At 33.2% G+C, this 23,730-nt stretch carries 21 protein-coding genes and 1 tRNA gene; 11 read left to right on the top strand and 11 right to left on the bottom strand.

The window, feature by feature from the left end; genetic code table 11:
• Positions 1–219 precede the first annotated feature (219 nt).
• Positions 220–783, top strand: coding sequence for a Crp/Fnr family transcriptional regulator (locus tag FND99_RS11555; protein WP_144338120.1), 564 nt, complete (start codon positions 220–222; stop codon positions 781–783).
• A 64-nt stretch (positions 784–847) separates the two neighbouring features.
• Complete coding sequence (lpxA, locus tag FND99_RS11550; RefSeq protein WP_144338119.1) at positions 848–1,618, top strand: acyl-ACP--UDP-N-acetylglucosamine O-acyltransferase; 771 nt, start codon at positions 848–850, stop codon at positions 1,616–1,618.
• Between the two features lie 89 nt (positions 1,619–1,707).
• Here lpxA and FND99_RS11545 read toward each other — a convergent pair whose 3' ends face one another.
• From FND99_RS11545 to FND99_RS11535, 4 genes are all read right to left on the bottom strand, one after another.
• Positions 1,708–3,783, bottom strand: a complete 2,076-nt coding sequence (locus tag FND99_RS11545; protein WP_342777782.1) for an ABC transporter permease — start codon at positions 3,781–3,783, stop codon at positions 1,708–1,710.
• A gap of 117 nt (positions 3,784–3,900) precedes the next feature.
• On the bottom strand, positions 3,901–4,125 hold the full coding sequence (locus FND99_RS20350; RefSeq protein ID WP_342777781.1) for a hypothetical protein: 225 nt from the start codon (positions 4,123–4,125) through the stop codon (positions 3,901–3,903).
• A 1-nt stretch (position 4,126) separates the two neighbouring features.
• Positions 4,127–6,550 carry an ABC transporter permease gene (locus FND99_RS11540; protein WP_144338118.1) on the bottom strand — a complete coding sequence of 808 codons (2,424 nt, stop codon included), beginning with the start codon at positions 6,548–6,550 and terminating at the stop codon, positions 4,127–4,129.
• Positions 6,551–6,554: 4 nt separating this feature from the next.
• On the bottom strand, positions 6,555–7,265 hold the full coding sequence (locus tag FND99_RS11535; RefSeq protein WP_144338117.1) for an ABC transporter ATP-binding protein: 711 nt from the start codon (positions 7,263–7,265) through the stop codon (positions 6,555–6,557).
• A gap of 271 nt (positions 7,266–7,536) precedes the next feature.
• Here FND99_RS11535 and FND99_RS11530 point away from each other — a divergent pair, with 271 nt between their 5' ends.
• The 6 genes from FND99_RS11530 (at position 7,537) to FND99_RS11505 (ending at position 13,103) form a co-directional block, all read left to right on the top strand.
• The gene (locus tag FND99_RS11530) at positions 7,537–8,883 is read left to right on the top strand and encodes a sigma-54-dependent transcriptional regulator (RefSeq protein ID WP_144338116.1); all 1,347 of its coding nucleotides are present in this window, start codon (positions 7,537–7,539) and stop codon (positions 8,881–8,883) included.
• Between the two features lies 1 nt (position 8,884).
• On the top strand, positions 8,885–10,213 hold the full coding sequence (locus FND99_RS11525; RefSeq protein WP_144338115.1) for a sensor histidine kinase: 1,329 nt from the start codon (positions 8,885–8,887) through the stop codon (positions 10,211–10,213).
• A 47-nt stretch (positions 10,214–10,260) separates the two neighbouring features.
• Entirely contained in the window at positions 10,261–10,764 is a 504-nt protein-coding gene (locus FND99_RS11520; protein ID WP_144338114.1) for an endonuclease V, read from the top strand.
• Between the two features lie 23 nt (positions 10,765–10,787).
• The gene (locus FND99_RS11515; protein ID WP_144338113.1) at positions 10,788–11,552 is read left to right on the top strand and encodes a helix-turn-helix domain-containing protein; all 765 of its coding nucleotides are present in this window, start codon (positions 10,788–10,790) and stop codon (positions 11,550–11,552) included.
• Between the two features lie 62 nt (positions 11,553–11,614).
• A complete protein-coding gene (locus FND99_RS11510; RefSeq protein ID WP_144338112.1) occupies positions 11,615–12,745 on the top strand; it encodes an FAD-dependent oxidoreductase in 1,131 nt (376 codons plus the stop codon).
• Positions 12,746–12,854: 109 nt separating this feature from the next.
• The gene (locus tag FND99_RS11505) at positions 12,855–13,103 is read left to right on the top strand and encodes a hypothetical protein (RefSeq protein WP_144338111.1); all 249 of its coding nucleotides are present in this window, start codon (positions 12,855–12,857) and stop codon (positions 13,101–13,103) included.
• A 92-nt stretch (positions 13,104–13,195) separates the two neighbouring features.
• Here the strand turns inward: FND99_RS11505 and FND99_RS11500 are convergent, their stop codons facing one another.
• Positions 13,196–13,591 (bottom strand): VOC family protein, encoded by a 396-nt coding sequence (locus FND99_RS11500; RefSeq protein ID WP_144338110.1) that lies wholly within the window; start codon positions 13,589–13,591, stop codon positions 13,196–13,198.
• A gap of 199 nt (positions 13,592–13,790) precedes the next feature.
• Between FND99_RS11500 and FND99_RS11495 the strand changes: the two genes are divergently transcribed.
• Positions 13,791–15,227: an FAD-dependent oxidoreductase gene (locus tag FND99_RS11495; RefSeq protein ID WP_144338128.1), complete on the top strand. Its 1,437-nt coding sequence runs from the start codon at positions 13,791–13,793 to the stop codon at positions 15,225–15,227.
• 45 nt (positions 15,228–15,272) lie between these two features.
• On the opposite strand, the gene FND99_RS11490 is transcribed toward FND99_RS11495, so the two are convergent.
• From FND99_RS11490 to FND99_RS11480, 3 genes are all read right to left on the bottom strand, one after another.
• Positions 15,273–16,460: a PQQ-binding-like beta-propeller repeat protein gene (locus FND99_RS11490; protein WP_144338109.1), complete on the bottom strand. Its 1,188-nt coding sequence runs from the start codon at positions 16,458–16,460 to the stop codon at positions 15,273–15,275.
• Positions 16,461–17,060: 600 nt separating this feature from the next.
• Positions 17,061–17,138, bottom strand: a tRNA-Val gene (locus FND99_RS11485).
• Between the two features lie 178 nt (positions 17,139–17,316).
• Positions 17,317–18,543 (bottom strand): bifunctional folylpolyglutamate synthase/dihydrofolate synthase, encoded by a 1,227-nt coding sequence (locus tag FND99_RS11480; RefSeq protein WP_144338108.1) that lies wholly within the window; start codon positions 18,541–18,543, stop codon positions 17,317–17,319.
• 130 nt (positions 18,544–18,673) lie between these two features.
• Here FND99_RS11480 and FND99_RS11475 point away from each other — a divergent pair, with 130 nt between their 5' ends.
• Both FND99_RS11475 and FND99_RS11470 read left to right on the top strand, forming a co-directional pair.
• Positions 18,674–19,369, top strand: coding sequence for a MotA/TolQ/ExbB proton channel family protein (locus FND99_RS11475; RefSeq protein ID WP_144338107.1), 696 nt, complete (start codon positions 18,674–18,676; stop codon positions 19,367–19,369).
• Between the two features lie 3 nt (positions 19,370–19,372).
• Complete coding sequence (locus FND99_RS11470) at positions 19,373–19,768, top strand: ExbD/TolR family protein (RefSeq protein ID WP_115889911.1); 396 nt, start codon at positions 19,373–19,375, stop codon at positions 19,766–19,768.
• A 374-nt stretch (positions 19,769–20,142) separates the two neighbouring features.
• On the opposite strand, the gene FND99_RS11465 is transcribed toward FND99_RS11470, so the two are convergent.
• The 3 genes from FND99_RS11465 to FND99_RS11455 form a co-directional block, all read right to left on the bottom strand.
• The gene (locus FND99_RS11465) at positions 20,143–21,048 is read right to left on the bottom strand and encodes an energy transducer TonB (RefSeq protein WP_144338106.1); all 906 of its coding nucleotides are present in this window, start codon (positions 21,046–21,048) and stop codon (positions 20,143–20,145) included.
• 345 nt (positions 21,049–21,393) lie between these two features.
• Positions 21,394–22,620: a Glu/Leu/Phe/Val dehydrogenase dimerization domain-containing protein gene (locus FND99_RS11460; protein WP_144338105.1), complete on the bottom strand. Its 1,227-nt coding sequence runs from the start codon at positions 22,618–22,620 to the stop codon at positions 21,394–21,396.
• Between the two features lie 152 nt (positions 22,621–22,772).
• On the bottom strand, positions 22,773–23,348 hold the full coding sequence (locus FND99_RS11455) for a chalcone isomerase family protein (protein WP_144338104.1): 576 nt from the start codon (positions 23,346–23,348) through the stop codon (positions 22,773–22,775).
• Between the last annotated feature and the right edge of the window lie 382 nt (positions 23,349–23,730).

Here is a 23,730-nt window from a genome sequence, read left to right as displayed (position 1 = left end):
ATTGGTAGACACGCTGGACTTAAAATCCAGTGAACAGCAATGTTCGTGCGGGTTCAAGTCCCGCTCTGAGTACTAAAACTTCAATTGGCTTTGCTAATTGAAGTTTTTTTTTTGGCCTTATGTTTCTCTGGTTTTTCTATGAGCTTTAGTTTAAATGGATTAGCTTTTTGATTATTGTCTTAGAAAATATTGATAAATTTGTTTCTTACAATTTATTTTATGAACGAGCTAATTGGTGTTATAAATGATTTTCAAAAGCTAGATTCCGAGACTGAAAGTGCTATTCGGAGACTTTTTGTAGAAGAAAAGTTTATGAAGAACGAATTTATTATTGAAGAGCGTAAAATTTGTAATAAAGTTTATTTCATTAAGTCGGGTGCGGTTCGTAGATTTTGCTTTGAAAATGAAGAAGAAGTTACCAAGTGGATTTATACTGACAATCAGTTTATAACTTCTATGAGCAGCTTTTTTGAACAAAAACCTTCTTTTGAGATTTTCCAAACTTGTGAGGAGACAATTGTCTACTCGTTATCATATTCTGATGAATTGCTTTTATTGGAGTATCCTTTATTTTTAAAATTTCATTTGAAACAACTTAGATATTATCTTTCTCGAATAAATGAATTTCATCATTTATTTCGAGTAATGACTGCCGAGAAAAAATATATTTTTCTGTTAGAGTCATTTCCTCAAATTATTCAAAAAGCTAAGCTGAAACATATTGCTTCATTAATTGGTATAAGCCAGGAAACTTTAAGCAGAATTCGGGCTTCAATTATTTGATATTACATCAAAAAATAAATTTTTTCTTTTTTCAATATTTGCTATGTTATTAAATTTAGAGATATTGAAAAATACTGTAATCGGAAAAAGTGCAATAATTGGTAATAAGGTTTATATTGGAAATTTTTCCACGATTGAAAATGATGTAATCATTGGTGATAATTGTTGGATTGGAAATAGTGTCTCTATTTTAAACGGCTCTAGAATTGGGGACAATTGCCAAATTCACTCAGGAGCTGTAATTGGTGGTGTTCCCCAAGATTTAAAATTTAACGGTGAATATACTTTGCTTGAAATAGGTCACAATAATATTATACGCGAAAATGTTACTATAAATCGTGGTACGATATCAAAAAATAAAACAAGTATTGGAAATTCGAATTTAATTATGTCGAACGCACATATTGGTCATGATTGTGTTATTGGGAATAATTGTATAATTGGCTTCAGTGTTGGTTTGGCTGGTGAAGTGATTACTGGAGATTGGATTAACATCAGTGGGTTGACCGCAGTTCATCAGTTTTCATCTATTGGTAGTCATTCAATGGTTAGTGGTTTGAGCCGAGTTGTAAAAGATATTCCGCCATATATACTTGTTGCAGATGAACCTTTAAGATATTCGGGATTAAATACCGTTGGACTGCGTAGAAGAGGATTTTCTTCTGTAAAAATCGAAGAGATTAAAACGATATATAGAATCATTTTTCAAGAAAGAAGAAATACTAATGTGGCTTTAGATTATATCGAGCAAAATTTCGAACCTTCTTTCGAACGTAATGAGATTTTAAATTTTATCAGGAGTTCAAAACGAGGCATTGTTAAAGGAGTTTTATGAGTCATTTAAACAACAAGCCTTCAAAAATATTTGATTGTAGGCTTGTTGCTTTGAATCATAATTTGCAATAAGGTGGTTTTATATTAATTTTATTCATATTTCAGATATTTTAAAATATCGGTTTTTGTTGCCTTATAGGCTCTTAGAAGAACAATTAGCAATGTAAGACTAAAGAGTGTCATAAAACCTAAAATAAAAGGAAATAAAGGTATATTGATTCTAAATGCGAAATTCTCCAACCATTTAGTCAAAAAATAATACACAGGAATGACCGCGATAAAAAAACCTGCCAAGCAATATAAGATATATTGTTTGGATAATTCTGTTAATAAAATATTTGTTTCTGCTCCCAACGTTTTTCTGATGGCGATTTCTTTCATGCGTCTTTGTATCGAATAAGAAGCCAAAGAAAATAATCCGAAAAGAGCAATTAGAATTACAACAATATTAAGTAATGAAAATAAGCTTTTTTGTTTAGAGTAACTTTCGTATGTTCTTGCATATTGTTTGTCTACAAAATCATATTTAAATGGATATTCAGTATCAACTTTTGACCATAATTTTTCGATATTGGCGATCGTGTTTTCCGAGTCATCGGCGTTTAGTTTTATATAAACTTTATCTATATTATGCGCCATATCAAAGGTTTTAATATGATGGAAAGCAATTGGCGGAACTTTTATTTCGGGGCTCAATAAGTTAAAATCCCTGATAACGCCAATAATTTTTAATTTTTGATCTCGTATCACAAGTTCTTTTCCAAGAGGCGATTTAAGATTCATTAGTTTTGCTGCTGTTTCATTTATTATAACGGAATTAACAGTGTCAGACGCTATTTTTTTATCAAAATCTCTGCCTTTTATTATTTTAATATGCAGCATTTCAAACATGCCATAATCTAAATTGATTATTCTTTCCTTATAAAGTTCATTATTATACAGAACTGGAGAAATAGAATTATCTGATCCATCAAAACAAATAAGACCTGTTGAAACTTGTTGGACGCCTTTAATTTTATACAGCCGTTGTTTTATCATGCTGTATTTATTGTAAATAATTTGTTCTGCGTTTTCTGACTGATGTTCAATTGATGGAAAATTTAGGCAAACCGATATTACCTGATCGCCTTTAAAGCCAAGATCTTTATTTTGTAAATATTCAATTTGCTGATAAACAATATTGGAACCAATAATAAAAAAAGCAGCAATTGCAAATTGAAGAACAAACATTCCGTTACGAAGCCAAATACCATTTTTGCTTCTTTCGAAATTTCCTTTCAAAACTTTAAAAGTTTTAAAATTGGATATGTAAATTGCCGGTAATAATCCAGCAGTCAAAACGGTAATGATGAAAATCAAAATCAATTGTATATAAAACTGACTGGCGAGAAGCACAATATTCTTATTTAAAAAGTTGTTGTAATAAGGCAAAACGAGTTCTACAATTACCAACGCCAGTAAAATGGAGAAACTGGTCGTTAAACTAGTTTCAAAAAGAAACTGAATGATAATATCGCCTTTAGAAGCTCCCGAAATTTTACGCACCCCAACTTCTTTTGCTCGTTTTACCGCGTTTGCAGTGGCGAGATTGATATAATTAACAATAGACAAAATGAGAATCAAAACAGACAAACCCATCATGATCATCAAAAACTGATAATTTCCTCGTGTTTCAGGATAACCATCTCCTACCGAATGTAATCTGGCCTTTGATAAAGGTTCTAGAATAACGGTAAAATAACCTACTTTTTTAGCCATAACTTTGGGCGTGAAACCTGCTTCTTTAGCAAGTCTCGTAATAAAATCGTGGTTGTAAAGTCTTTCGAGTTTCTGTCTTGTAAGATCAACTTTTGCTGGGTCTTTTACTTTTAATAGTAACTTTAAAATAAACGGATTCATTAATCCGGAAGTTGTCAGTTCCTTCATTTTGTTGATGATGACATTTGGCGCAATTGAAGAATTTCCAGGAATATGATAAACGGCTCTTACAGAAAATAGCTGGTCAAAGCATTTTATTTGTTTTCCAATGGGGTTTTCATTTCCAAAAATCCTCTTAGACGTAATATCAGAAATAGCAATACTGGAATCGTCTTTTAAAGCTGAAATTGCATCGCCATGAATAATTTCGAAAGGAAAAAAAGAAAAGAAATTTTGTTCTACATTGATAATTTTATCTACAAATTTCTTTTTTCCTTTGTAAATAATTTTATCCTTCTGGTACCAGTAATCAGCATATAGTGTAGATTCAATATTAGGATCTTTGTCTAAAGCCGGTTTCAGGAATTAGGCGCAATCTGACCAGGCGGGCATACCGGTTACTTGAACCAAAACCTGATATACTTTTTCTTTTTCAGGATTCCAGTCGTTATAACTTTGTTCGTCGTTCCAGTAAAGCAATGCGAAGATCAGACCTGAAATTCCAATTGATAATCCTAAAATATTAAGAGCCGTAAATAATTTATTGTTCTTAATTTGATAAATAAATATATTAATCCAGTTTTTGAGCATCTTATTCGTATTTTAAATATCGTAAAACATCAACTTTTGTAGCTTGATAAGCGCGCGAAAGAACCACTGCAAGCGTTAGCAATAATAAAGCTGTGAAGCCAATTAGAAAAGGAGAAATAGAAATAGAAACTCTATAGGCAAAATTTTCTAACCATTTATTTAATAAATAATAAGCCGGAAACGAGGCGATTAAAAAACCAATTATACTGAAAACTACATATTGTTTACAAAGTTCTTTCAATAAAATATTAGTTTCTGCACCAAGAGTTTTTCGAATTGCGATTTCTTTCATGCGTCTTTCGATAGAATAGGAAGCCAAAGCAAATAAACCAATAAGAGCAATCAAAATAACAATTAAGTTTAGTAAAGAAAAAAGGTTTTTTTGTTGTACATAACTATTATAAGACCTTTTATATTCTTTATCAACAAAGTCATATAAAAATGGATAGTCAGAATCTACTTTCTTTAACCATACATTTTCTATAGCTGCAATAGTTTGTTGCATGGTTTTAGGATCGGCAGTTACATAAATATTATTTAATAGACCACTAAACCAAGGAATACTTTTAAAATGGAATATAGACATTGGAGGTATAGCTTCGCCAGGGTTTCCAATATTAAAATCTTTTACAACTCCTACGATAATAACTTCCTTTCCGTCCCAGTTTATTTTTTTACCAATAGGATCTTTTTCGTTTAATAATTTTAAAGCAGTTTCATTAATCAACATTGAATTGATTGTGTCCTGAGAATATTGTGGATTAAAATAGCGCCCTTTGACTAATTTTATTTTCATCATTTCAAGAAGCCCAAAATCTACCGGAACATTGTTTCCATCAATATTTATATCTTTATAATGATAAGAAATTACAGATTTTGCGCCACTTCCCATAACAAAGCCACCACCAGCAACTTGTTTAACTCCTTTTATGCGAAGCAATTGGTTTTTGATGTTATTATATTTGTCAAATTGAATTTTGCCATCAATTTTTTCGCCATAAATATTTCGATAAGAGATGTTAAGAACTTGGTTTCCGTTAAAACCTAAATCTTTAGAATTCATATAATCAATTTGTTGATATACAATATAAGATCCGATTATAAAGAACGCTGCAACAGCAAATTGAAAAATCAACATTCCGTTACGAAGCCAAACGCCGTTTTTACTTCGAATAAAATTTCCTCTCAATACTTTTAAAACTTCAAAATTTGAAACGTAAATTGCCGGAAATATTCCTGCTGTAATGACAGTCCCGATAAAAATAACAACTAACTGTAAATAAAGTTGTCCACTTTGCAATACAAGATCTTTTTCTAAAAAAGCATTATAATAAGGAATGGAAAGTTCGACAATAACAAGAGAGATTAAAATGGAGAGCAATAGAATTATTGCAGTTTCAAAAATAAATTGCAGTATTATATTTGTTTTAGAAGCGCCAATAACTTTTCGAACTCCAATTTCTTTCGCTCTTTTTACAGCATTTGCCGTTGCCGAATTAACATAATTAACGATCGATAATATCAGGATCAAGATTGATAGTCCCATAAAAATTAGCAAAAGCTGATAATTTCCGTTGCCTTCTATAAGACCGCCTGTTTTGGTATGCAAACGAATAGAAGACAAAGACTCTAAATGAGGTTTTACTTCTCCAAATTTTTTAATAAACTCTTCCGGAGTCATACCCTGAAATTTGGCGCGAGGTGCGGTCATGTTATCATAATAAATTTTAGAAAGGCTCTTTTCTACTAATCCTGCGTCAGTTGGATTTTTTAGCTTTAATAAAAGTATAAACTGAAAATTTCCCCATTGCTGAATAGTGTTTTTCACACGTAAATCCATAAAATTGACTACGCAAGAAGGATTAAAAACTGATTTTTTATCTAGTTTGTAAACACCTCGAACAACCAAAGTCTGATTCTGCAAAACTATTTTTTTGCCAAATGCGCTCTCATTTCCAAAAAGCTGTATTGCTAAATCCTCAGACAAACAAATGCTATTCCCGTCAGGTAATCCTGTTTTTGCATTTCCTTCTATAAATTGATAAGGGAAATAATCGAAAAAGTTTTTTTGTGCTACTACAATTTTTCCAGACTGTACTTTTTTGTCATTGTAATGAATTATTTCATTATCATAATTCCCGTTTACATAACAATAAGATTCAACTTCTGGGCTTGTATTTTTTATAGCTGAACCAATTGGTGCAGAACTTGATGCCCAATATGTGGTAGGATCCATTTGATTTGCAACCAAAAAAACATTCTCTTTGTTAGGATTCCATTGGTCATAACTGTGCTCATCATTCCAATAAAGAATGGCAAAAATCAATCCGGCGATTCCTATACTCAATCCCAAAACATTCAAAGCTGTAAAAAGCTTGTTGTTCTTTACCTGAAAAATAAAAATACTAATCCAATTTTTTAGCATGATTCTAGTTTTTAGAAGTTACCAAAACATCGACATTTCTGTGATTCTGTTTTTCAGAAAGAATGACGCCATCTTTCATTAAAATGGTTTTTTGCGAAAATGAAGCATCATAATCAGAGTGCGTAACCATCAAAATTGTTGAACCGCTGGCATGAAGATCAGTTAGTAATTCCATTACTTCATTTCCATTTTTACTGTCTAGATTTCCCGTTGGCTCATCGGCCAAAATAATTTTTGGATTATTGATCAAAGCTCTTGCAACCGCCACGCGTTGTTGCTGTCCGCCTGAAAGTTGCTGCGGAAAATGTTTCAGTCGATGAGATATGTTTAATATTCGTGCAATCTCATTTACTCTCGATTTCCTTTCAGAGGCAGAAACATTATTATAAATCAGCGGCAATTCAATATTATCATAAACCGATAATTCATCAATTAAATTAAAGTTTTGGAAAATAAACCCTATGTTTTCTTTTCTTGCTTTTGCTTTTAATTTCTCTTTTAAGCCTACCATTTCCTGATCAAGCAATTGATAACTTCCATCTGAAGCACTGTCCAGAAGTCCGACAATATTTAATAAAGTTGATTTTCCGCTTCCAGACGGTCCCATGATCGAAACAAAGTCGCCTTGATTGATTGTTAATGAAATTTCACTTAATGCTTTGGTTTCTAATTCCTCAGTTCTAAATACTTTTGAAAGTTTTTTGATGGTAATCATAATTGATTGTTTTTAGTTTGATTGATTTTCTATTTTTAGATTTTCCCTTCGGAAGCAAAAGAAACGCGTCTGAAAATTAAGATATTTAACAATGCGATTTTTTGTTATTTTTACTTTTGAAAGGGCTTAATTATTAATGATTTATGAATACAAATGTGATTTTCATGCCAGAAAATTAAAACTTGTAATTGCTTTATTTTTAATGTTTTATTTTCTGAAAAAAAGCCACACTGTCCATAAGTGGACACCTTTCGTCCAAAACCGAACAAACATGAAAAAAACTAACGCTTCGATTTTAATCATCGACGATCAGGAAGACATTCTTTTTGCGTCGAAAGTCTATCTCAAAAAGTATTTTGAGAACATTTATACGCTCAATAATCCGAAAAATATTGTCGAATTGTTGGCAAAAAACACCATTGATGTTGTTTTGTTGGATATGAATTACAGAATTGGTTTTGAAGATGGAAGAGAAGGTTTGTATTTATTGAAAGAAATCAAAACGCTTTCGCCAAAAACAGTTGTGATTTTAATGACCGCTTTTGGAAAAGTGGAAACGGCGGTCGAGGGTTTAAAATCTGGCGCTTTTGATTATATTTTGAAACCTTGGGAAAATAAAAAATTGCTGGAATCAGTAAAACAGGCAGTTGATAAAGCGAGAAAAGAACAAAAGAAAATTAAAAGCCCGGAAATTGCTGATGACTTTTTTATCGGAAATTCTGAAATCATAAAAAAAGCATATTCTCTTGCCGATAAAGTTGCAAAAACAGATGCCAATGTTTTGATTCTTGGCGAAAACGGAACAGGAAAATTCGTTCTGGCACATCATATTTATTCGCAATCGGAAAGAAAAAATCAGCCGTTTATCAATGTAGATTTGGGAGCATTGAATTCGAATATTTTCGAAAGCGAATTATTTGGATATGTAAAAGGCGCTTTTACCGACGCAAAAAACGATACGCCAGGACGTTTTGAAATGGCGCAAAACGGAACTATTTTTTTAGATGAAATTGGAAATGTTCCACTTCATTTGCAGTCAAAATTATTACAGGTAATTCAAACCAAAACCGTCACAAGATTAGGCGAAACAAAAGCACGACCTTTAAATGTTCGAATAATTACAGCAACCAATTTGAATTTAAAAAGTGAAGTTGCCGACAAAAATTTTAGAGAAGATTTGTATTACCGAATCAATACTATGGAAATTGTGTTGCCTCCGTTGCGTGAAAGAATCGAAGATAAAATTCCGCTAGCCGAATATTTGCTCGAAAAAATAAGTGAAAAATACGAAAGAAGCCAAATTACTTTTGACAAAAAAGTATTGGAACAAATCGAGAAACACGCTTGGAACGGAAATATCCGTGAAATGGAAAATAAAATCGAGCGTGCTATTATTCTCTGCGAAAACAATAAAATTACGGTTTCCGATTTGGATTTGGAGCAAATTACCGAATATGAAAATCCAGATGATATTCAGCTTTCTTCGGTAGAAAAAGCTACTGTGGAAAAAGCACTTTTGAAACACAACAATAATATCAGTAAAACTGCGGAAGAACTTGGATTGTCGCGAGGTTCTTTGTACCGACGTTTGGAAAAATATAATATCAGCACCAATTAATATGCTAAAATCCTTAAAAACATATCAGCTTCTTTTTTTGAGATTAATTTTGATTTTGGCAGGAATCGAGTTTTCTATTTATCTGCATAAAATCAAATTTGTTTTTGCACCTATTTTTGGTTTTTTGATTGTTTTTTTCATGATTGTCGAATTGTATTTTTATGTAAAAAATATCATTTTGTTGTACGACAAAACCATTTCTTCAATCATACAAAACGATTTTACTTCCGATTTTTCGAAACATAAATCAAGTAAAAATGATTTATTTCAACTGTATGATATTTTGAAAAACAAACAGAATGAGCAGATTTCGAAAGACATTATTTATACTTCGATTTTAAATAATATCGAAACCGGAATTATCATTTTGCAAAAGCAGGAAAACGATTGGGATATTTTTTTGATGAACGATTATTTCTCGAGTCATTTTAATGTGCCTAAATTTTCGAAGTGGAAATATCTTAAAAATCAGTTGCCGGCTTTATGTGAAATTATTGATAAAGATGATTTTCAAGAAATAAAAACGGCAATCGATATCAGTATAAACGAACAAAATTTACAGACGTTTGTTTTGCAAGCTTCGCGGACAGTGATTTTTGAGCGCGATTATTATATTGTGTTGCTTGATTCGATTCAGAATGTTGTGGAAAAAAAAGAGAAAGATGCCTGGATTAATTTGATGAAAGTAATTTCGCATGAACTTTTAAATTCGATAACGCCAATTCGTTCGATTTGTCAAAATTTGCAAGATTTGGTTGAGCAGGATTCTTTATCTACCGAAGATTTAGAAGATATCAAAAACAGCGTTGAAACTATGCTGAGACGAAGTGATCATTTGCAAAAATTTGTTGAAGGTTATCGAAAATTGGCGATGCTTCCTTCTCCTAAAAAGCAAAAATTAGAATTGAAAGATTTGGTGAATAATAGTCTCGATATTATGGAGCCAATGTTTAAAAAGGAAAATATCGAGATTGTAAATTCAATTTCGCGTCATTATTCCATTACTGTTGATCCACAGCAAATGGAGCAAGTTCTAATTAATCTTTTGACGAATTCGATAAATGCTCTTCAAAAGATAAATCAAAAACAGATTTTTATTTCGGCGGAAGCCAAAGAAAACAGAACATTCATCAAAATTGCTGATAACGGAAATGGAATCGAAAAAGAAATCGAAAACAAAATTTTCCTACCGTTTTTCACCACCAGAAATGAAGGTGCCGGAATTGGTCTTACTTTATCCAAAAATATTATCGAAGCACACGGCGGTTATATCAATTACAAAAATGAAAACGAAAAAACAGTTTTTGAGATTTGTTTGATTGAAGATTAGTTTCAGTTGAAATAGAATTATATTCGCATAAAACATCTTTTTAAATCATGATATTAGCCTTCGATACTTATTATTACGACAATAAAGCCAAAACGATCTGCATTGAATTCACAGAATGGAATCAAGAAAAAGATTTTAAAGTTCACACCGAAATTATTGATAATGTCTCAGAATATATTCCGGGAGAATTTTACAAAAGGGAATTGCCTTGTATTCTTAGTTTATTGAATAAGATAGATTTAAAAGAAGATACAATTATAATAGTTGATGGTTTCGTATATTTAGACGACGATAAAAAATACGGTTTAGGCGGACATTTATATGAAAAGCTAAACAGAGAAATTCCAATTATTGGTGTTGCCAAAACGAATTTTGCAAGTATTGAAAAAGATAAAAAAACACTTTTAAGAGGCGACAGTAAAAAACCTTTGTTTGTGACTTCTATCGGAATTGATTTGGAAGATGCTTTTCAGAAAATTGAAAGTATGGCGGGCGAATTTCGAATTCCGACTTTATTGAAAGAAATGGATCGATTGACTAAAGAAATATAAATCAAATTCAATTGTATCAAAAAATGAAACTGAATATCCAATCCCTTTTGCCAGACGATTCTATTTCGCATTTTGTTCACAGTTTTTGGATGGTGGAGAATGAAACAGGAAATGATGTTTTAGGAACAATTCTACCAAATGGAATGGTCGATATGACAATCATGAAAGTCAATTCTGAAACTTGGGAAATGTCAATTCGCGGCTTAGATACAGTTCCAAGTCAGGTTACTATTGATAAAGATGTAAAGATATTTTCTGTTGGATTTAAGCTTTGGGCAGTCGAATATTTATTTGGAGATTCTATAAAAGATGTTTTGAATGGAGGAAAAACGATTCCGAATGATTTTTGGAACTTTGAAAAAATTGATATCGAAACTTTAGATAATTTTCAAAATAAAGTCACTCAGAAAATCAACGCATTTTCGACAAAACCAATTGACGACAGAAAGAAAAAATTATTTGAACTTATTTATTCCTCACACGGAACCATTTCTGTAAAAGAACTTTCAGAAAAAGTGTTTTGGAGCAGCCGTCAAATTAATCGTTATTTTAATCAGCAATTCGGGATTTCACTTAAAGAATATTGCAAGATTCTGCGTTTCGGATCTTCTTTTAAAGATTTAAGCGAAGGCAAACTTTTTCCAGAATTGAACTTCACAGACCAAAATCATTTTATAAAAGAAATAAAAAAATACTCTGGCGTAACGCCAAAAGAATTGAGTAAAAATACCGATGAACGTTTCATGGATATTGCAGCTATTAAAAAACTACCTTCAAAAAACGACTGATTTTTACTATTTCTGCTAAAATCTTCTTCGCAATTTTGTATCGTAATTAATACATACAAATCATGTTACTACACAATAAAAAAATAGCCATTATTGGCGCCGGCCCCGTTGGTTTGACAATGGCAATTTTGCTGCAACAAAAAGGAATTGACGTAACCGTTTATGAAAGAGATAAAGATGCACAAACCAGAATTTGGGGCGGAACGCTTGATTTACACAAAGATTCTGGTCAGGAAACAATGAAAAAAGCAGGATTGCTGGAGAAATATTTTGAATTGGCAATTCCAATGGGAAGAACTGTTGCAGATCAAAACGGCACGATTTTATTTACGCATAAAACAACTCCGGAAGAAGCGCATGATAATCCAGAAATCAATAGAAATGATTTAAGAAATTTGCTTCTGAATAATCTGAAAAATGAAACTGTTGTCTGGAATAGCAAAGTAAATGCACTCGAAATTAAAGGCGAAAAATGGATTTTGCACTTCGAAAATAATAAAACCGAAACAGCAGATTTTGTGATTGGAGCCAACGGCGGTATGTCGGCAATTAGAAAATATATTACCGATGCCGAAGTTGAAGAAACCGGAACTTTTATGATTCAGGGCGAAGTTTCTCAAGCCGAAATCAATTGCAAAGATTTTCTGAATTTGTGCGATGACAATATTTTGATGACTTCGTATAATGGGAATTTATTAGTTGCAAATCCGAAGAATGCGGCATCATTAAGTTATAACGTCATTTTTGAAACACCTTCTGACTGGGTTTCTGGAAATGAATTGGATTTTACAAACACCGAAAGTATCTGTTCCTTTCTTGTAAATAGATCTTCTGATTGGGCAGAATCTTATAAAGAATTATTTCGTGCAACCTCTTTTTTTGTTGGATTGCCAACACGCAAAATTTCATTAGAAAATGAATGGAAAAATAATCGCCCGTTGCCGATAACACTTATTGGAGATGCCGCGCACTTAATGCCTCCGTTTGCGGGACAAGGAGCAAATATTGGTCTGGTCGATGCGATGATTTTAGCCGAAAATCTTTTGAATGGAAAATTTGAAAGCATCGAAACTGCAATTGAGGCTTATGAACAAGAAATGTTTGTTTATGCTAAAGAAGCGCAAAAAGAAACTAGAAATAATGAGCTCGTGATGCGTGCTCCCGACTTTTCGTTCATGAGATTTGCCGAATAAATTTTGGTTTTAAGTAGTCACAAATTTTTGACCTATTGTAGAAATTTTTAGTTTGGACGTTATTTGTTTATCAATAAAAAAATAATTTTAGTGTATTAAACAACAAATTATGGCTGCCAAAAAACCAGAAGAAATGAGCAATGAAGAATTGCTTAAAAATGAAACCATCTTAAAAACAATAATGTACCTATTGATTTTTTTCGCTGTTATTTTGCTTGCGGCAGGAATATGGCTGATTATAGAAAAAAAACAATTTAATGCTTTGACCATTACTCCAATGATGCTTGGAATAATTGTAATGGTCAATGCCAATAATTTAAAAGCTTTGAAAAAAGAGAGAAAAAGCAGAGGATTATAAAAATTCGAAAAATTTTTCTTTTAATAATAAACCAAAAACTCCTTAAGAGATTAAGGAGTTTTTGGTTTATTATTTTCAATTTCAGACTGAGTTTACATTCCAGGCCAATATAAGAAATTGAATTTATGGCCATCAGGATCTGAAAAACCAAAAGTATAGCCTTGCTGAAAATTTTCGGGTTCAGAAAAAATTGTCGCGCCTGCTTTTTTTACGATTTCATACCATTCGTCAACATTTTCTCTGCTATCGGCAGAAACCGAAAAAATGATTTCATTTTCAGTTTTAGTATCGGTCGATTTGCCTCTTAAAGCATTATCAAATCTTTTTGGAATGAAAAAATTGATCACAAAATTATTTTCTCCAAATGAAAAACTTACTAATTCTTCTGTCTCTTTGCCATTTTGCTTGAATCCCAGATCCGAGTAAAATTTAATTGTTTTCTGCAAATCGTGTGAAACCAAATTTGCCCATATCATTCTCGTTTTCATAAGCTTTAGTTTTAGTTAAATAGTTAATAATCTAAGTTACTGAAATAATGTTACGCTCTTTACCAATTAAATTTTAAAATTTTGTTATAAAAAATGACTTTTTTAAATTCAAAAAGGCGTTTTGTTCCGCTGATCTTTTGTTTTAATTTTGCAGAACTGCTGCAAAGTGCAAAATGCTGAAAATAAAGACGAAATAAAAGTGGAAAAGGAAAAGACAAGCTGGACAATTTGTGAAGAATGTCAAGGACGCGGGAAAAAAAGTCAGCGCATCAGTAAAAAAGTGAAGCTTCGTTATCAAATGGAGTTAGAACAATTTGAAAACAACAAAAGCGAAGGGAAACCGCCAGTTGCTCCGAAGGCGCACTTGAAATTGTGCTTAAATTGCAACGGATCTGGCTTGATTCATACTGAAAATTCTCCAAAAGAAAATAAAGAAAATTATTCTCATGTTGCCATTATTGGCGGTGGAATAGGAGGGACAGCTTTGGCCGTAGCTTGTTTGCATCGTCAAATTCCGTTTACGATTTATGAGCGTGACAGTAATTTTGATGCAAGATCACAAGGTTACGGACTTACTTTACAGCAAGCCAGCAAAGCTATGGCGGGATTAGGGATTTTGAAGTTAGAAGACGGAGTAATTTCATCCCGACATTTGGTTCATACTACAGAAGGAAAAGTGATAGGCGAGTGGGGAAACAGAAAATGGATTCAATCTGAAGAAAAAAAATCTCAAAAACGTTCTAACATTCATATTGCAAGACAATCTCTGCGTTTGGAACTTTTGCAGCAACTCGGCGGAAGCGATGCTGTGCAATGGGGACATCAATTAACCGATTTTAATTCCTCAGAAAAGGACGGAATTGAGCTGACTTTTAATGTAGATGGTGAAATTAAGAAATCTAAAGCAGATCTTGTTGTAGGTGCCGATGGTATTCGAAGTTCTGTTCGCCGATTGCTTATTGGCGATGAAATAGCTCCTTTGCGTTATTTGGATTGTATTGTAATATTAGGAATTTGTCCGTTGAGTGCTATCGAAGATGTTGAAAGTTCTTTATTAGATTCGGCTACCGTATTCCAAACTGCAAATGGCAATGAGCGAATTTACATTATGCCATATAAAGCAGATTCTGTAATGTGGCAGCTTAGTTTTCCAATGCCTGAAATTGAAGCAAAAGAGTTAAGTGCCCAAGGTTCAAAAGCTTTGAAAGAAGAAGCATGCCGAAGAACACAATGGCACAGCCCAATTCCACAGATTTTGGCTGCTACAGAAGAAGCTCAGGTCTCGGGTTATCCAGTTTATGATCGAGAATTACTGGATGCCGAAATATTGAAAAAAGGAAATGCAGTTACTTTAATTGGTGACGCTGCGCACCCAATGAGCCCTTTTAAAGGACAAGGCGCAAATCAGGCTTTGCTCGACGCACTTTCTTTAGCTCGCGGAATTGCAAGAGGATGCAAATCGCTGTCACATTGGAAAAAAGTCGGAATCAGGGAAAGTGTTTTAAATGAATTTGAAGCCGAAATGCTCAAACGAAGCGCTGTCAAAGTAAAAGATTCTGCCGACGCCGCACAGTTCCTCCATTCTGAAATTGTACTTCATGAAGGTGATGAGCCGAGAGGAAGATGTTTGAAATAAATAAAAAAGAAGCTGCCTTAAATTTCAAGGCAGCTTCTTTTTTTATTATTTGATGATTTTTAAATAGGCACTATAAACATCTTCTTTTAGAGAAGTTCGCATATAGTACATGTCTTCGTCTTTTGTGTTTAAATCGAATTTGATTAAACCAGCATCGCAATAATAAAAAATGGTATCATCAACAGGAAATTCAATATTTGAAATGGGCTGTGTCGTTAATTTTATTTCGAAAGCTATTTCGCCATTTGTGATGTCTAACTGAAAAAGTTTTCCTTTACGAGTATATCCCCAAATATTATCTGAATCTTCAGTGATATATTCGACATTATCATCCTTGAAATCGGTTTTCCATAACTGTGTTCCGGTCTTTGAATCAAGTGCGTATATTGAAGAAACATTTGTGCCTTGTGCCGCAAAATACACTTTTTTGTCTTTGGAAAATATGCGATTTTTGATGTTGAATTGATTTTCGGCTAATTTGAATTGCCAAACAATATCCAATTTATTCGGACTTAAAGCAAAAACCTCGTCTTTTTCATTTGCGATAAAAACATTATCGCCATCTGTTATAGATTTCCCGTGCATCGGTTGCTCAAAACTTTTTTGGTTTAAAACCTTGCCTGTATTTGCATCAAAACTATAGAAATTGTTTGCGCTTTGAGTAAACACTTTGTTGTCAAAAAAGAGAACCGGAATATCATTATTTGTAGCGTCCAGTTTATAGTTCCATGCTAGACTGCCGTCTTTTGTATTAAGCGCATATAAGTTGCCGTTTTGAGCAGCAATATATAATTTTCCGTTACTGACAATTGGCATTTGATCTTTCAATACAATTTGATCCGTAACATTTCCAATTCTAGATTTCCAGAAAACTTCGCCAGTTTGGTTGTCAATTGCAAAAATTTCGCCATTAATAAACGGAACATATACAACACCATCTTGCAATGTCACGAGATTCGCACACATTTCGGTAAATGGGCTTGCGGCTTTTACAGTCCAGCCAATTGTTTCTGATTCTAAATCAAATGAAAAAAGAGAACCATCGTAATCATAAATCAAAAGTGATGCAGTGTCTAAAGGAACTTTTTTAACCGCACTTATTGCTTTATGAGTAACCATTTCATTGCTGGTCAAAACAGCATTTGTTTTGTCATTTTTTGATGGGACTGGCGCTTGCCCAAACATTTTTATAGCGGTAAGTACTAATAAAAGAGTCGTCAGCTTTTTTTTCATTTTTTTAATTGGGTATTAAAAATGGTTTGAACTTTTATAATCTGGAATTTTGCTTCTTTTCTAAAATAAAAAAACTCGATAATCAAGAGATAAAATTCACTTTATAATTGGTGCTAATATAGAAACAATTCTAGATAGATTATCATTGGAATTTTATTAATAAAAATATAGGCTTGAAAAATCCTTGCTTCAAGAAATTTGGATTTTTAAGTAAAAACGTAGAAATCTGCACAATCTTATCCTTGCAGTCGAAATGAAATTATTTTGTGTTTAGAAACCGATATAAATGAGGAAAAATATAAAACAAAAAAAACTCCTTAATTTCTTAAGAGTTTCTTGGTGGGCGATGATAGCTTGTTCCGATTTTTCATCGGAAGGTTCTAATCCCGACCACTTTCCGATTAAAAATCGGAATGCTCTGATTTTACTGAGCTATTTTTGTTTTAATTAATTCTTGGGTTTTGATTTTGCTTTTTTGATTGTAGAAATAAAGCTTATATAAAACTCGATGGTGCGGATTTGAAATCCATTCATTTAAAGTGAGAACTTAGTTTCAGAAAAAAGCATAAAAAAAACTCCTTAATTTCTTAAGGAGTTTCTTGGTGGGCGATGAGGGGTTCGAACCCCCGACCCCCTCGGTGTAAACGAGGTGCTCTGAACCAGCTGAGCTAATCGCCCTATTTTACTAGGTTGCTATCGTTTGTGATTGCGAGTGCAAATATACGCTAGTTTTCGAGTTCTGCAAAGAATTTTGAATAAAAAATAAAACTTTTTTCAAAATAAGTTATATCTCGCTGTTTATGAATTTGTTATTAAAATGATTTTTTTGAACTTTTTTGCAGATTAAAAGCATATTTTAGTTCAAAGGTAATTCGGCCACCACAAAAGTACTCCCGCCAGCGTAAATAAAATCATTTTTTGAAGCATTTTTCTTTGCTTCCGCGAAAGCGAGTTCAACAGAATCGTATTTTTCTCCTTTTAAACTGAATTTTTCAGCCGCGTTTTTTAAAGTCTCGGCAGGCAAACCTCTCGAAGAATTTGGACTGCAGAAATAATATTGTGCCTCTTTTGGAAAAAGTGGCAATATAGATTCCAAGTCTTTATCATTAACAACACCTAAAACAATATGTAAATTCTCGTAAGTTTCATTTTGAAGTTGTTTCATAACCACAGCAAGACCGTGTTTGTTATGTGCCGTATCGCAAATTATTTTCGGGTTTTCTCCCAATTGCTGCCATCTTCCTTGCAATCCGGTGTTTTTTACAACATGTAATAAGCCTTCTTTCAATTGTTCAGTTGAAATTTTAAAATTGGTTTCATTGTTAAGAATTGAAATCGTCTGCTGAACAGTTTTTTTATTATGAAATTGATAATCTCCAATTAAATCAGAAAGGAAAACTTCTGAAATTAAATCAGAGGCAAAATAAATTGGCGCGTTGTTCGCTTCGGCTTTTTCTAAAAATACAGGTTGCGTTTCATTTGTATATTCACCAATAACAGCAGGAACATTTGGTTTAATAATTCCGGCTTTTTCGCCCGCAATAGCTTCCAGCGTATTTCCTAAAAATTGAGTATGGTCTAAACCAATATTTGTAATTACCGAAACTAAAGGTGTGATAATATTTGTCGCATCTAATCTTCCGCCAAGACCAACTTCAATAACAGCAATATCAACTTTTTCTGCTGCAAAATAATCAAAAGCCAATCCAACCGACATTTCGAAAAAACTCATATCATTTGCCTCAAAAAAATCTTTGTGTTTTGCGACAAATTCAATCACAAATTCCTCAGAGATTTCTTGACCGTTGATTTTGATTCGTTCTCTGAAATCTTTTAAATGTGGCGAAGTATATAAACCGACTTTATATCCAGCTTCCTGCAAAACAGATGAAAGCATGTGTGAAGTAGAGCCTTTTCCGTTTGTTCCGGCAACATGAATGCATTTTAAATGATCCTGCGGATTATCAAGATGTGCCACCAGCAGTTTTATGTTGGTTAAGTCTTCTTTATATGCCGAAGCGCCCTGCAGCTGATACATTGGAAGCTGATTAAACATCCAATTTGTGGTCTCTTGATAGTTCATTTATTCAGATAAAATAGTGGTTGATTGAAATAAATTTCGATTTTTGTAGTTTAATATTACAGCGAAAATTATCTTTAGTGCAAATTTCAAAATAATTTTTAGAATTAATCATAAAAACCAGAATTAAAATATGTTTAGCTTCATTCAATTACAAACAGATACAATCGCAAAAGCAGCATCTAACGTAGTGATCGAAAAAATTGCTCCAAATAACGAAATCTCAGTTTTAGACTTTATCTTAAAAGGAGGTGTATTCCTTATTCCAATTGCTATTTTATTGTTTTATACTATATATGTTATTTTTGAACGTTACATGTACATCAGTAAAGCGTCGCAAATCGACAGTCGTTTGATGCAGGATGTAGGAGATAAATTGAATGCTGGAAATATTGAATTAGCACGAACAATTGTTGAAAGAAGCAATACTGCTGCAGGAAATATTTTGAAAGAAGGCGTTTTAGTAATTGGAAGACCAATTGCCGAAATTGAATCTAATATGGATCGCGCCGCAGATATTGAAATTGGTGAAATGGAAAAGCATTTAGGACATCTTGGTCTTATTGCCGGTATCGCGCCAACGCTTGGTTTCATCGGAACAATTTCTGGAGTTATCAAAATTTTCTACAGCATTTCGGTTACAGAAAATATCAGTATCGGAAATATTTCTGGAGGTTTATACGAAAAAATGATCAGTTCAGGTTCTGGATTAATCGTAGGTATTATTGCATATTCTGCTTACCACTTATTAAACGGTAAAATTGATAATTTCGCCTTGAAAATTCAAAAGCAAATATTAGAATTTGTCAATATAATTCAAAGAGCATAAGGTATGTCCATTAAAAGAAAAAGAAGATTTCACGCTGAGGTTGCGACTTCATCATTAAGTGATATTATGTTTTTCCTGCTGTTGTTTTTCTTAATTATTTCAACGCTGGCAAATCCTAATGTGATTAAAATGACGTTGCCGAAAGCCAAAGCAAATGAAAAAACGAATAAACAATTAATCAGTTTATCGGTTACGGAAGATAAAAAATTCTACATTGACAAAGAACCAGTCGATTTTGAAAATCTGGAAACGAGTTTAATGTCTAAAATTGGAACAAATAAAGAACAGACAGTTGTTGTTAGAATTCCGTTTAACTTGCAAGTTCAAGATTTAGTTGATGTTTTGCAGATAGGAGTGAAGAACAATTTGAAGTTTGTGATTGCTACGAGTCCGAAGTAAAAATAAGTATTAGGGCGTGACCACAATAAAAAAATGGGCTAATCAGCATAACGTTGATACGCCCATTTTTTTATTGCGGTCGGGCTATCCGCGCTACTTCGGTAGCTTGCTCCTATCCCTCACGCAAAACGTCGTAATCTAAGTCATTGCGAGGAACGAAGCAACCTCACTAGAATAGTAATGCAATCTTGTCATTTCGACCAAAGGGAGAAATCACACTAGTTGATCGACACAGATTGGAGATTTGCTTTGCAGAGTTTCTTGTGTGATTTCTCCCTTCGGTCGAAATGACAAACTGGACGAAAAAAAGGCTTTCTAATAATTATCAGAAAGCCTTTTTTATATAATTCGTGTAAATTCGTGAAATCCGTGTTCTAATTCAAACTGAAATTATAAATAATCTTTCCAACTTGTTTCGGTATCGCATTTTCATCAGCTGACCATTTAGTATTCATGGCAGCAATTCTCGCTTGATCTAGCAAACAGCTTGCTGTATTTGTAGTTCCTTTTATTCCGGCAGTTGCGCTAATTGTTTTTCCGTTTTGATCTACAGTAACTTCTACAACTACTTTTCCTTCTTCATTGCAAGTGTATTTTGGTGCTGGTTTCGATAATGCTTTTCTGTTTCCTAACGAATACCCTGTTCCTCCGCCAGAACCTCCGCCACTTCCAGCTCCATAACCGCTTCCAGTGCCAATTCCATTTCCGGTTCCGTTGCCACCTCCGGTTCCTCCACCAGAACCTCCTGAACCATAATAACCATTAGAACCTAAACTTCCGTTAGCTTTTCCTTTGTTTCCTGCCGCTTTATCGTCGCCATCTCCACCTTTATTCGAACCTTTCATAATACTTGCCAATGCATCATTTGTTGAGTTGGATACTTTTGGTTTTTCTGGGACTGGTTTTTGGACCGGTTTTTCAACAGGAACAGGTTTCTTAGGTTTTTCTTTTGTCGGAATAACAACGTCATTATCGGCAGTTGTGTTTTCTTGCGAAATTATAGCTTCTTCTTGAGGAGTTGCTTTTGCGGGAGCTTGTTTTACATTGTTTTTTACATCCAGAACCTCGCTTTTGTAATTCGCTCCAGAACCTAAATCGCTGTCTCCAAAATTCACGGTTACACCGCCTCCGCCGCCTCCGCCATCAGCAAGTGCAACATTGTTTTCTGGATTGTATGGTGGCCAAAAACGGATAAAAAACAGCAATACAAGTATTGCCGCATATATCGCTGTTGTGTATAGTAACGATTTCTTTTTGTCCGAAGAAATTGTGGAACTCATTTAATTCTGAATTTTGAAATGTATTATTTTAAAAACGTTTAAAAGTAGTAAAAATTGTTTAGAATGAAAGAGAGAATTTAACCGCAATGAACGCAAAGGTTTACGCAAAGAGCGCAAAAGTTTTTATTAGCAATGATTAAAAACGTACTGTTTGTCATTTCGACGAAGGAGAAATCTCCACTAGAAGCTCGACAAAGATTGAATTTTCGTTACGGAGTTACTTGCGAAGATTTCTCCTTCGTCGAAATGACATAAAATGCGTGAAAACTTTATAAACGTTTTCGTTAAACAAAAAAACGAGCCAAATTATTATCTGACTCGTTTTAGAATATAAAATATAAAAATTTACACTAATTGTTTCAATGCAATCTCAAAAGCAGTTGCACTAATATTTGTTTTTGATGGACTTAAAGCATGAGCCTTAACAATCGCATTTTTTATAATTTCTGAAGTATCATTAAAAATAGCCTCATCTGTCATTTGAACTTTTTTCTCCATGAAATAAGCAAAAACTCTCGCCATTCCGCAGTTTGAAATGAAATCCGGAATCAAACTTACTTTGTGATCTACTTCTTCCATAATCGATCCGAAGAAAATTTCTTTATCTGCAAAAGGAACATTTGCACCACAAGAAATAACTTCTAATCCGTTTGCAATTAAATTGTCGATTTGTGCTTGAGTCACTAATCTTGAAGCTGCACAAGGAGTGAAAATTTCAGCTCCAATTGTCCAGATTTTAGAATTAATTTCTTCAAACGGAATCATATTGTCTGCAACTAATTTGTTTCCGTCTTTATTCAAAAACAACGTTCTGATTTCTTCAAAAGAAAAACCTTCTTCTTTAATCAATCCACCGTCACGGTCAATAATTCCGATAACTTTTGCACCCATTTCGGCTAAATAAAAAGCAGCTGCAGATCCTACGTTTCCGAAACCTTGAACAATCGCTTTTTTGCCTTTAATTTCTCCGCCGTATGTAGCATAAAAATGACGAACCGCCTCAGCAACGCCATAACCCGTAATCATATCAGCAACTGTATATTTTCTAGTTACATCTGGTGAGAATTTTGGGTTCTCGATTACTTTGATTACACCTTGGCGCAATTGCCCAATTCTATTGATTTTATCTGCTTCAGTTGGTTTGAAATGTCCGTTGAAAACACCTTCCTGCGGATGCCAAACACCACATTCTTCCGTCATCGGGATTACTTCATGAATCTCATCAACATTCAAATCTCCTCCAGTTCCATAATAGCTTTTTAATAAAGGTGAAACGGCTTTATACCAGCGCTGTAAAACTCCTTTTTTGCGTGGGTCATTCGGGTCAAAATTAATTCCAGATTTAGCGCCTCCAATTGCTGGTCCAGAAACTGAAAATTTTACTTCCATGGTTTTCGCCAAAGATAAAACTTCGTTCATATCCAATCCTTTTCTCATTCTGGTTCCGCCTCCTGCAGCTCCTCCACGAAGCGAATTAATAACTGTCCATCCTTCAGCCTCAGTTTCAGAATCTTTCCAGTTAAAAACAATTTCAGGTTCCTTATTTTCAAATTGCTGTAATAAATCTTTCATTTTGTTGAGATATGTTTATTTTGCGTAAAAGTATAAAATAGAATAATGCGAATAATGTATTTTATGGCAAATTTAATGAAAGAAAAAAAAGAAAGCCGAAAACTACAAGGTTTTCGGCTTTCGGATTTCGAATCTTTTTAAGAAATTCAGAATTATATTCCTAATAAATGTTTTTTCAAAGTTTCGTCAACTGGTTTGTCTGAAAGCCAGATTCCGAATAATGCTTGTTTAAAATCAAATCCTGGGATTTTTCCTTTTGGAACGTCATTTTTAATAACGTTTACAGTTTGATCAAGCGGATTATAGAATAATATAAATACGTCTTTTTCTGTTATTGGATCACTTAATAAAGTTTTGAACTGCTCAATTCTTGGACGCAAAGCCTCAAGATTACTTCCTGCAGATTTTTCAAAACCTGTATTCATTGCTTTTGTCAATTTGTTTGAAGAAACCATTGACGATGTGATTTCAATTCTCACAGCCATTTCGGTATCGCTGTCGATAATGAATTTTGGGTCTTGGCTTAATTGCGATAAATAGAGTGCCTGCACATAAACTTCCAACCACATTTTTGATCTTCCGCCAGCACCGTTTAGCTGCATTGTTTTGTTTTGGATTTCAATTTTTCTTGGAACTGTAACACCGTTTACATCAAGTTGAGTTTGCGCCGAAACAGTCGAAAATTGCGCAGTAAACACAAGCGCAAATAATAGTAAAATCTTTTTCATACTTCTATCGATAATTTTTGTTTTTTGGCAAAAATACTTTTAATTTATAAATTCTGCTCTCTAAAAATACATGTTTTTTATTAAATTATTCTAATTTTTTAATAGGTATTTATTTCATTATCAATTTAGTAAGACTTGCTTTACGTACATTTACGTGATGCAAAACCGGTTGCGCAGTTTTTTGTCAAGAATTTGTTTATAGTTTATAAAAAACACCTTTTTGATGCACAATTATATTCTTAAATTTTAAAGAAATCATTGAAATATTGATGCTTGTTTTTTGAAATTCGCGAATTATTACGAAAACGTTATCGTAATTCTTGCTGATCTATTAATTTTATATGCATGCATTGTTAATTTGACTTTTAAAATTTATCTTTGG

It is taken from the genome of Flavobacterium daemonense, assembly GCF_007341385.1.
Taxonomy (GTDB): Bacteria; Bacteroidota; Bacteroidia; order Flavobacteriales; family Flavobacteriaceae; genus Flavobacterium; species Flavobacterium daemonense.
This window is presented reverse-complemented; position numbering and strand designations above follow the sequence as displayed.

Bases quoted from the DNA above. Each gene is read 5' to 3' on its own strand.
- FND99_RS11555 (WP_144338120.1), top strand. From the start codon at position 220: ATGAACGAGCTAATTGGTGTTATAAATGATTTTCAAAAGCTAGATTCC.
- FND99_RS20350 (WP_342777781.1), bottom strand. From the start codon at position 4,125: ATGCTCAAAAACTGGATTAATATATTTATTTATCAAATTAAGAACAAT.
- FND99_RS11540 (WP_144338118.1), bottom strand. From the start codon at position 6,550: ATGCTAAAAAATTGGATTAGTATTTTTATTTTTCAGGTAAAGAACAAC.
- FND99_RS11535 (WP_144338117.1), bottom strand. From the start codon at position 7,265: ATGATTACCATCAAAAAACTTTCAAAAGTATTTAGAACTGAGGAATTA.
- FND99_RS11530 (WP_144338116.1), top strand. From the start codon at position 7,537: ATGAAAAAAACTAACGCTTCGATTTTAATCATCGACGATCAGGAAGAC.
- FND99_RS11525 (WP_144338115.1), top strand. From the start codon at position 8,885: ATGCTAAAATCCTTAAAAACATATCAGCTTCTTTTTTTGAGATTAATT.
- FND99_RS11520 (WP_144338114.1), top strand. From the start codon at position 10,261: ATGATATTAGCCTTCGATACTTATTATTACGACAATAAAGCCAAAACG.
- FND99_RS11515 (WP_144338113.1), top strand. From the start codon at position 10,788: ATGAAACTGAATATCCAATCCCTTTTGCCAGACGATTCTATTTCGCAT.
- FND99_RS11510 (WP_144338112.1), top strand. From the start codon at position 11,615: ATGTTACTACACAATAAAAAAATAGCCATTATTGGCGCCGGCCCCGTT.
- FND99_RS11505 (WP_144338111.1), top strand. From the start codon at position 12,855: ATGGCTGCCAAAAAACCAGAAGAAATGAGCAATGAAGAATTGCTTAAA.
- FND99_RS11500 (WP_144338110.1), bottom strand. From the start codon at position 13,591: ATGAAAACGAGAATGATATGGGCAAATTTGGTTTCACACGATTTGCAG.
- FND99_RS11490 (WP_144338109.1), bottom strand. From the start codon at position 16,460: ATGAAAAAAAAGCTGACGACTCTTTTATTAGTACTTACCGCTATAAAA.
- FND99_RS11480 (WP_144338108.1), bottom strand. From the start codon at position 18,543: ATGAACTATCAAGAGACCACAAATTGGATGTTTAATCAGCTTCCAATG.
- FND99_RS11475 (WP_144338107.1), top strand. From the start codon at position 18,674: ATGTTTAGCTTCATTCAATTACAAACAGATACAATCGCAAAAGCAGCA.
- FND99_RS11470 (WP_115889911.1), top strand. From the start codon at position 19,373: ATGTCCATTAAAAGAAAAAGAAGATTTCACGCTGAGGTTGCGACTTCA.
- FND99_RS11465 (WP_144338106.1), bottom strand. From the start codon at position 21,048: ATGAGTTCCACAATTTCTTCGGACAAAAAGAAATCGTTACTATACACA.
- FND99_RS11460 (WP_144338105.1), bottom strand. From the start codon at position 22,620: ATGAAAGATTTATTACAGCAATTTGAAAATAAGGAACCTGAAATTGTT.
- FND99_RS11455 (WP_144338104.1), bottom strand. From the start codon at position 23,348: ATGAAAAAGATTTTACTATTATTTGCGCTTGTGTTTACTGCGCAATTT.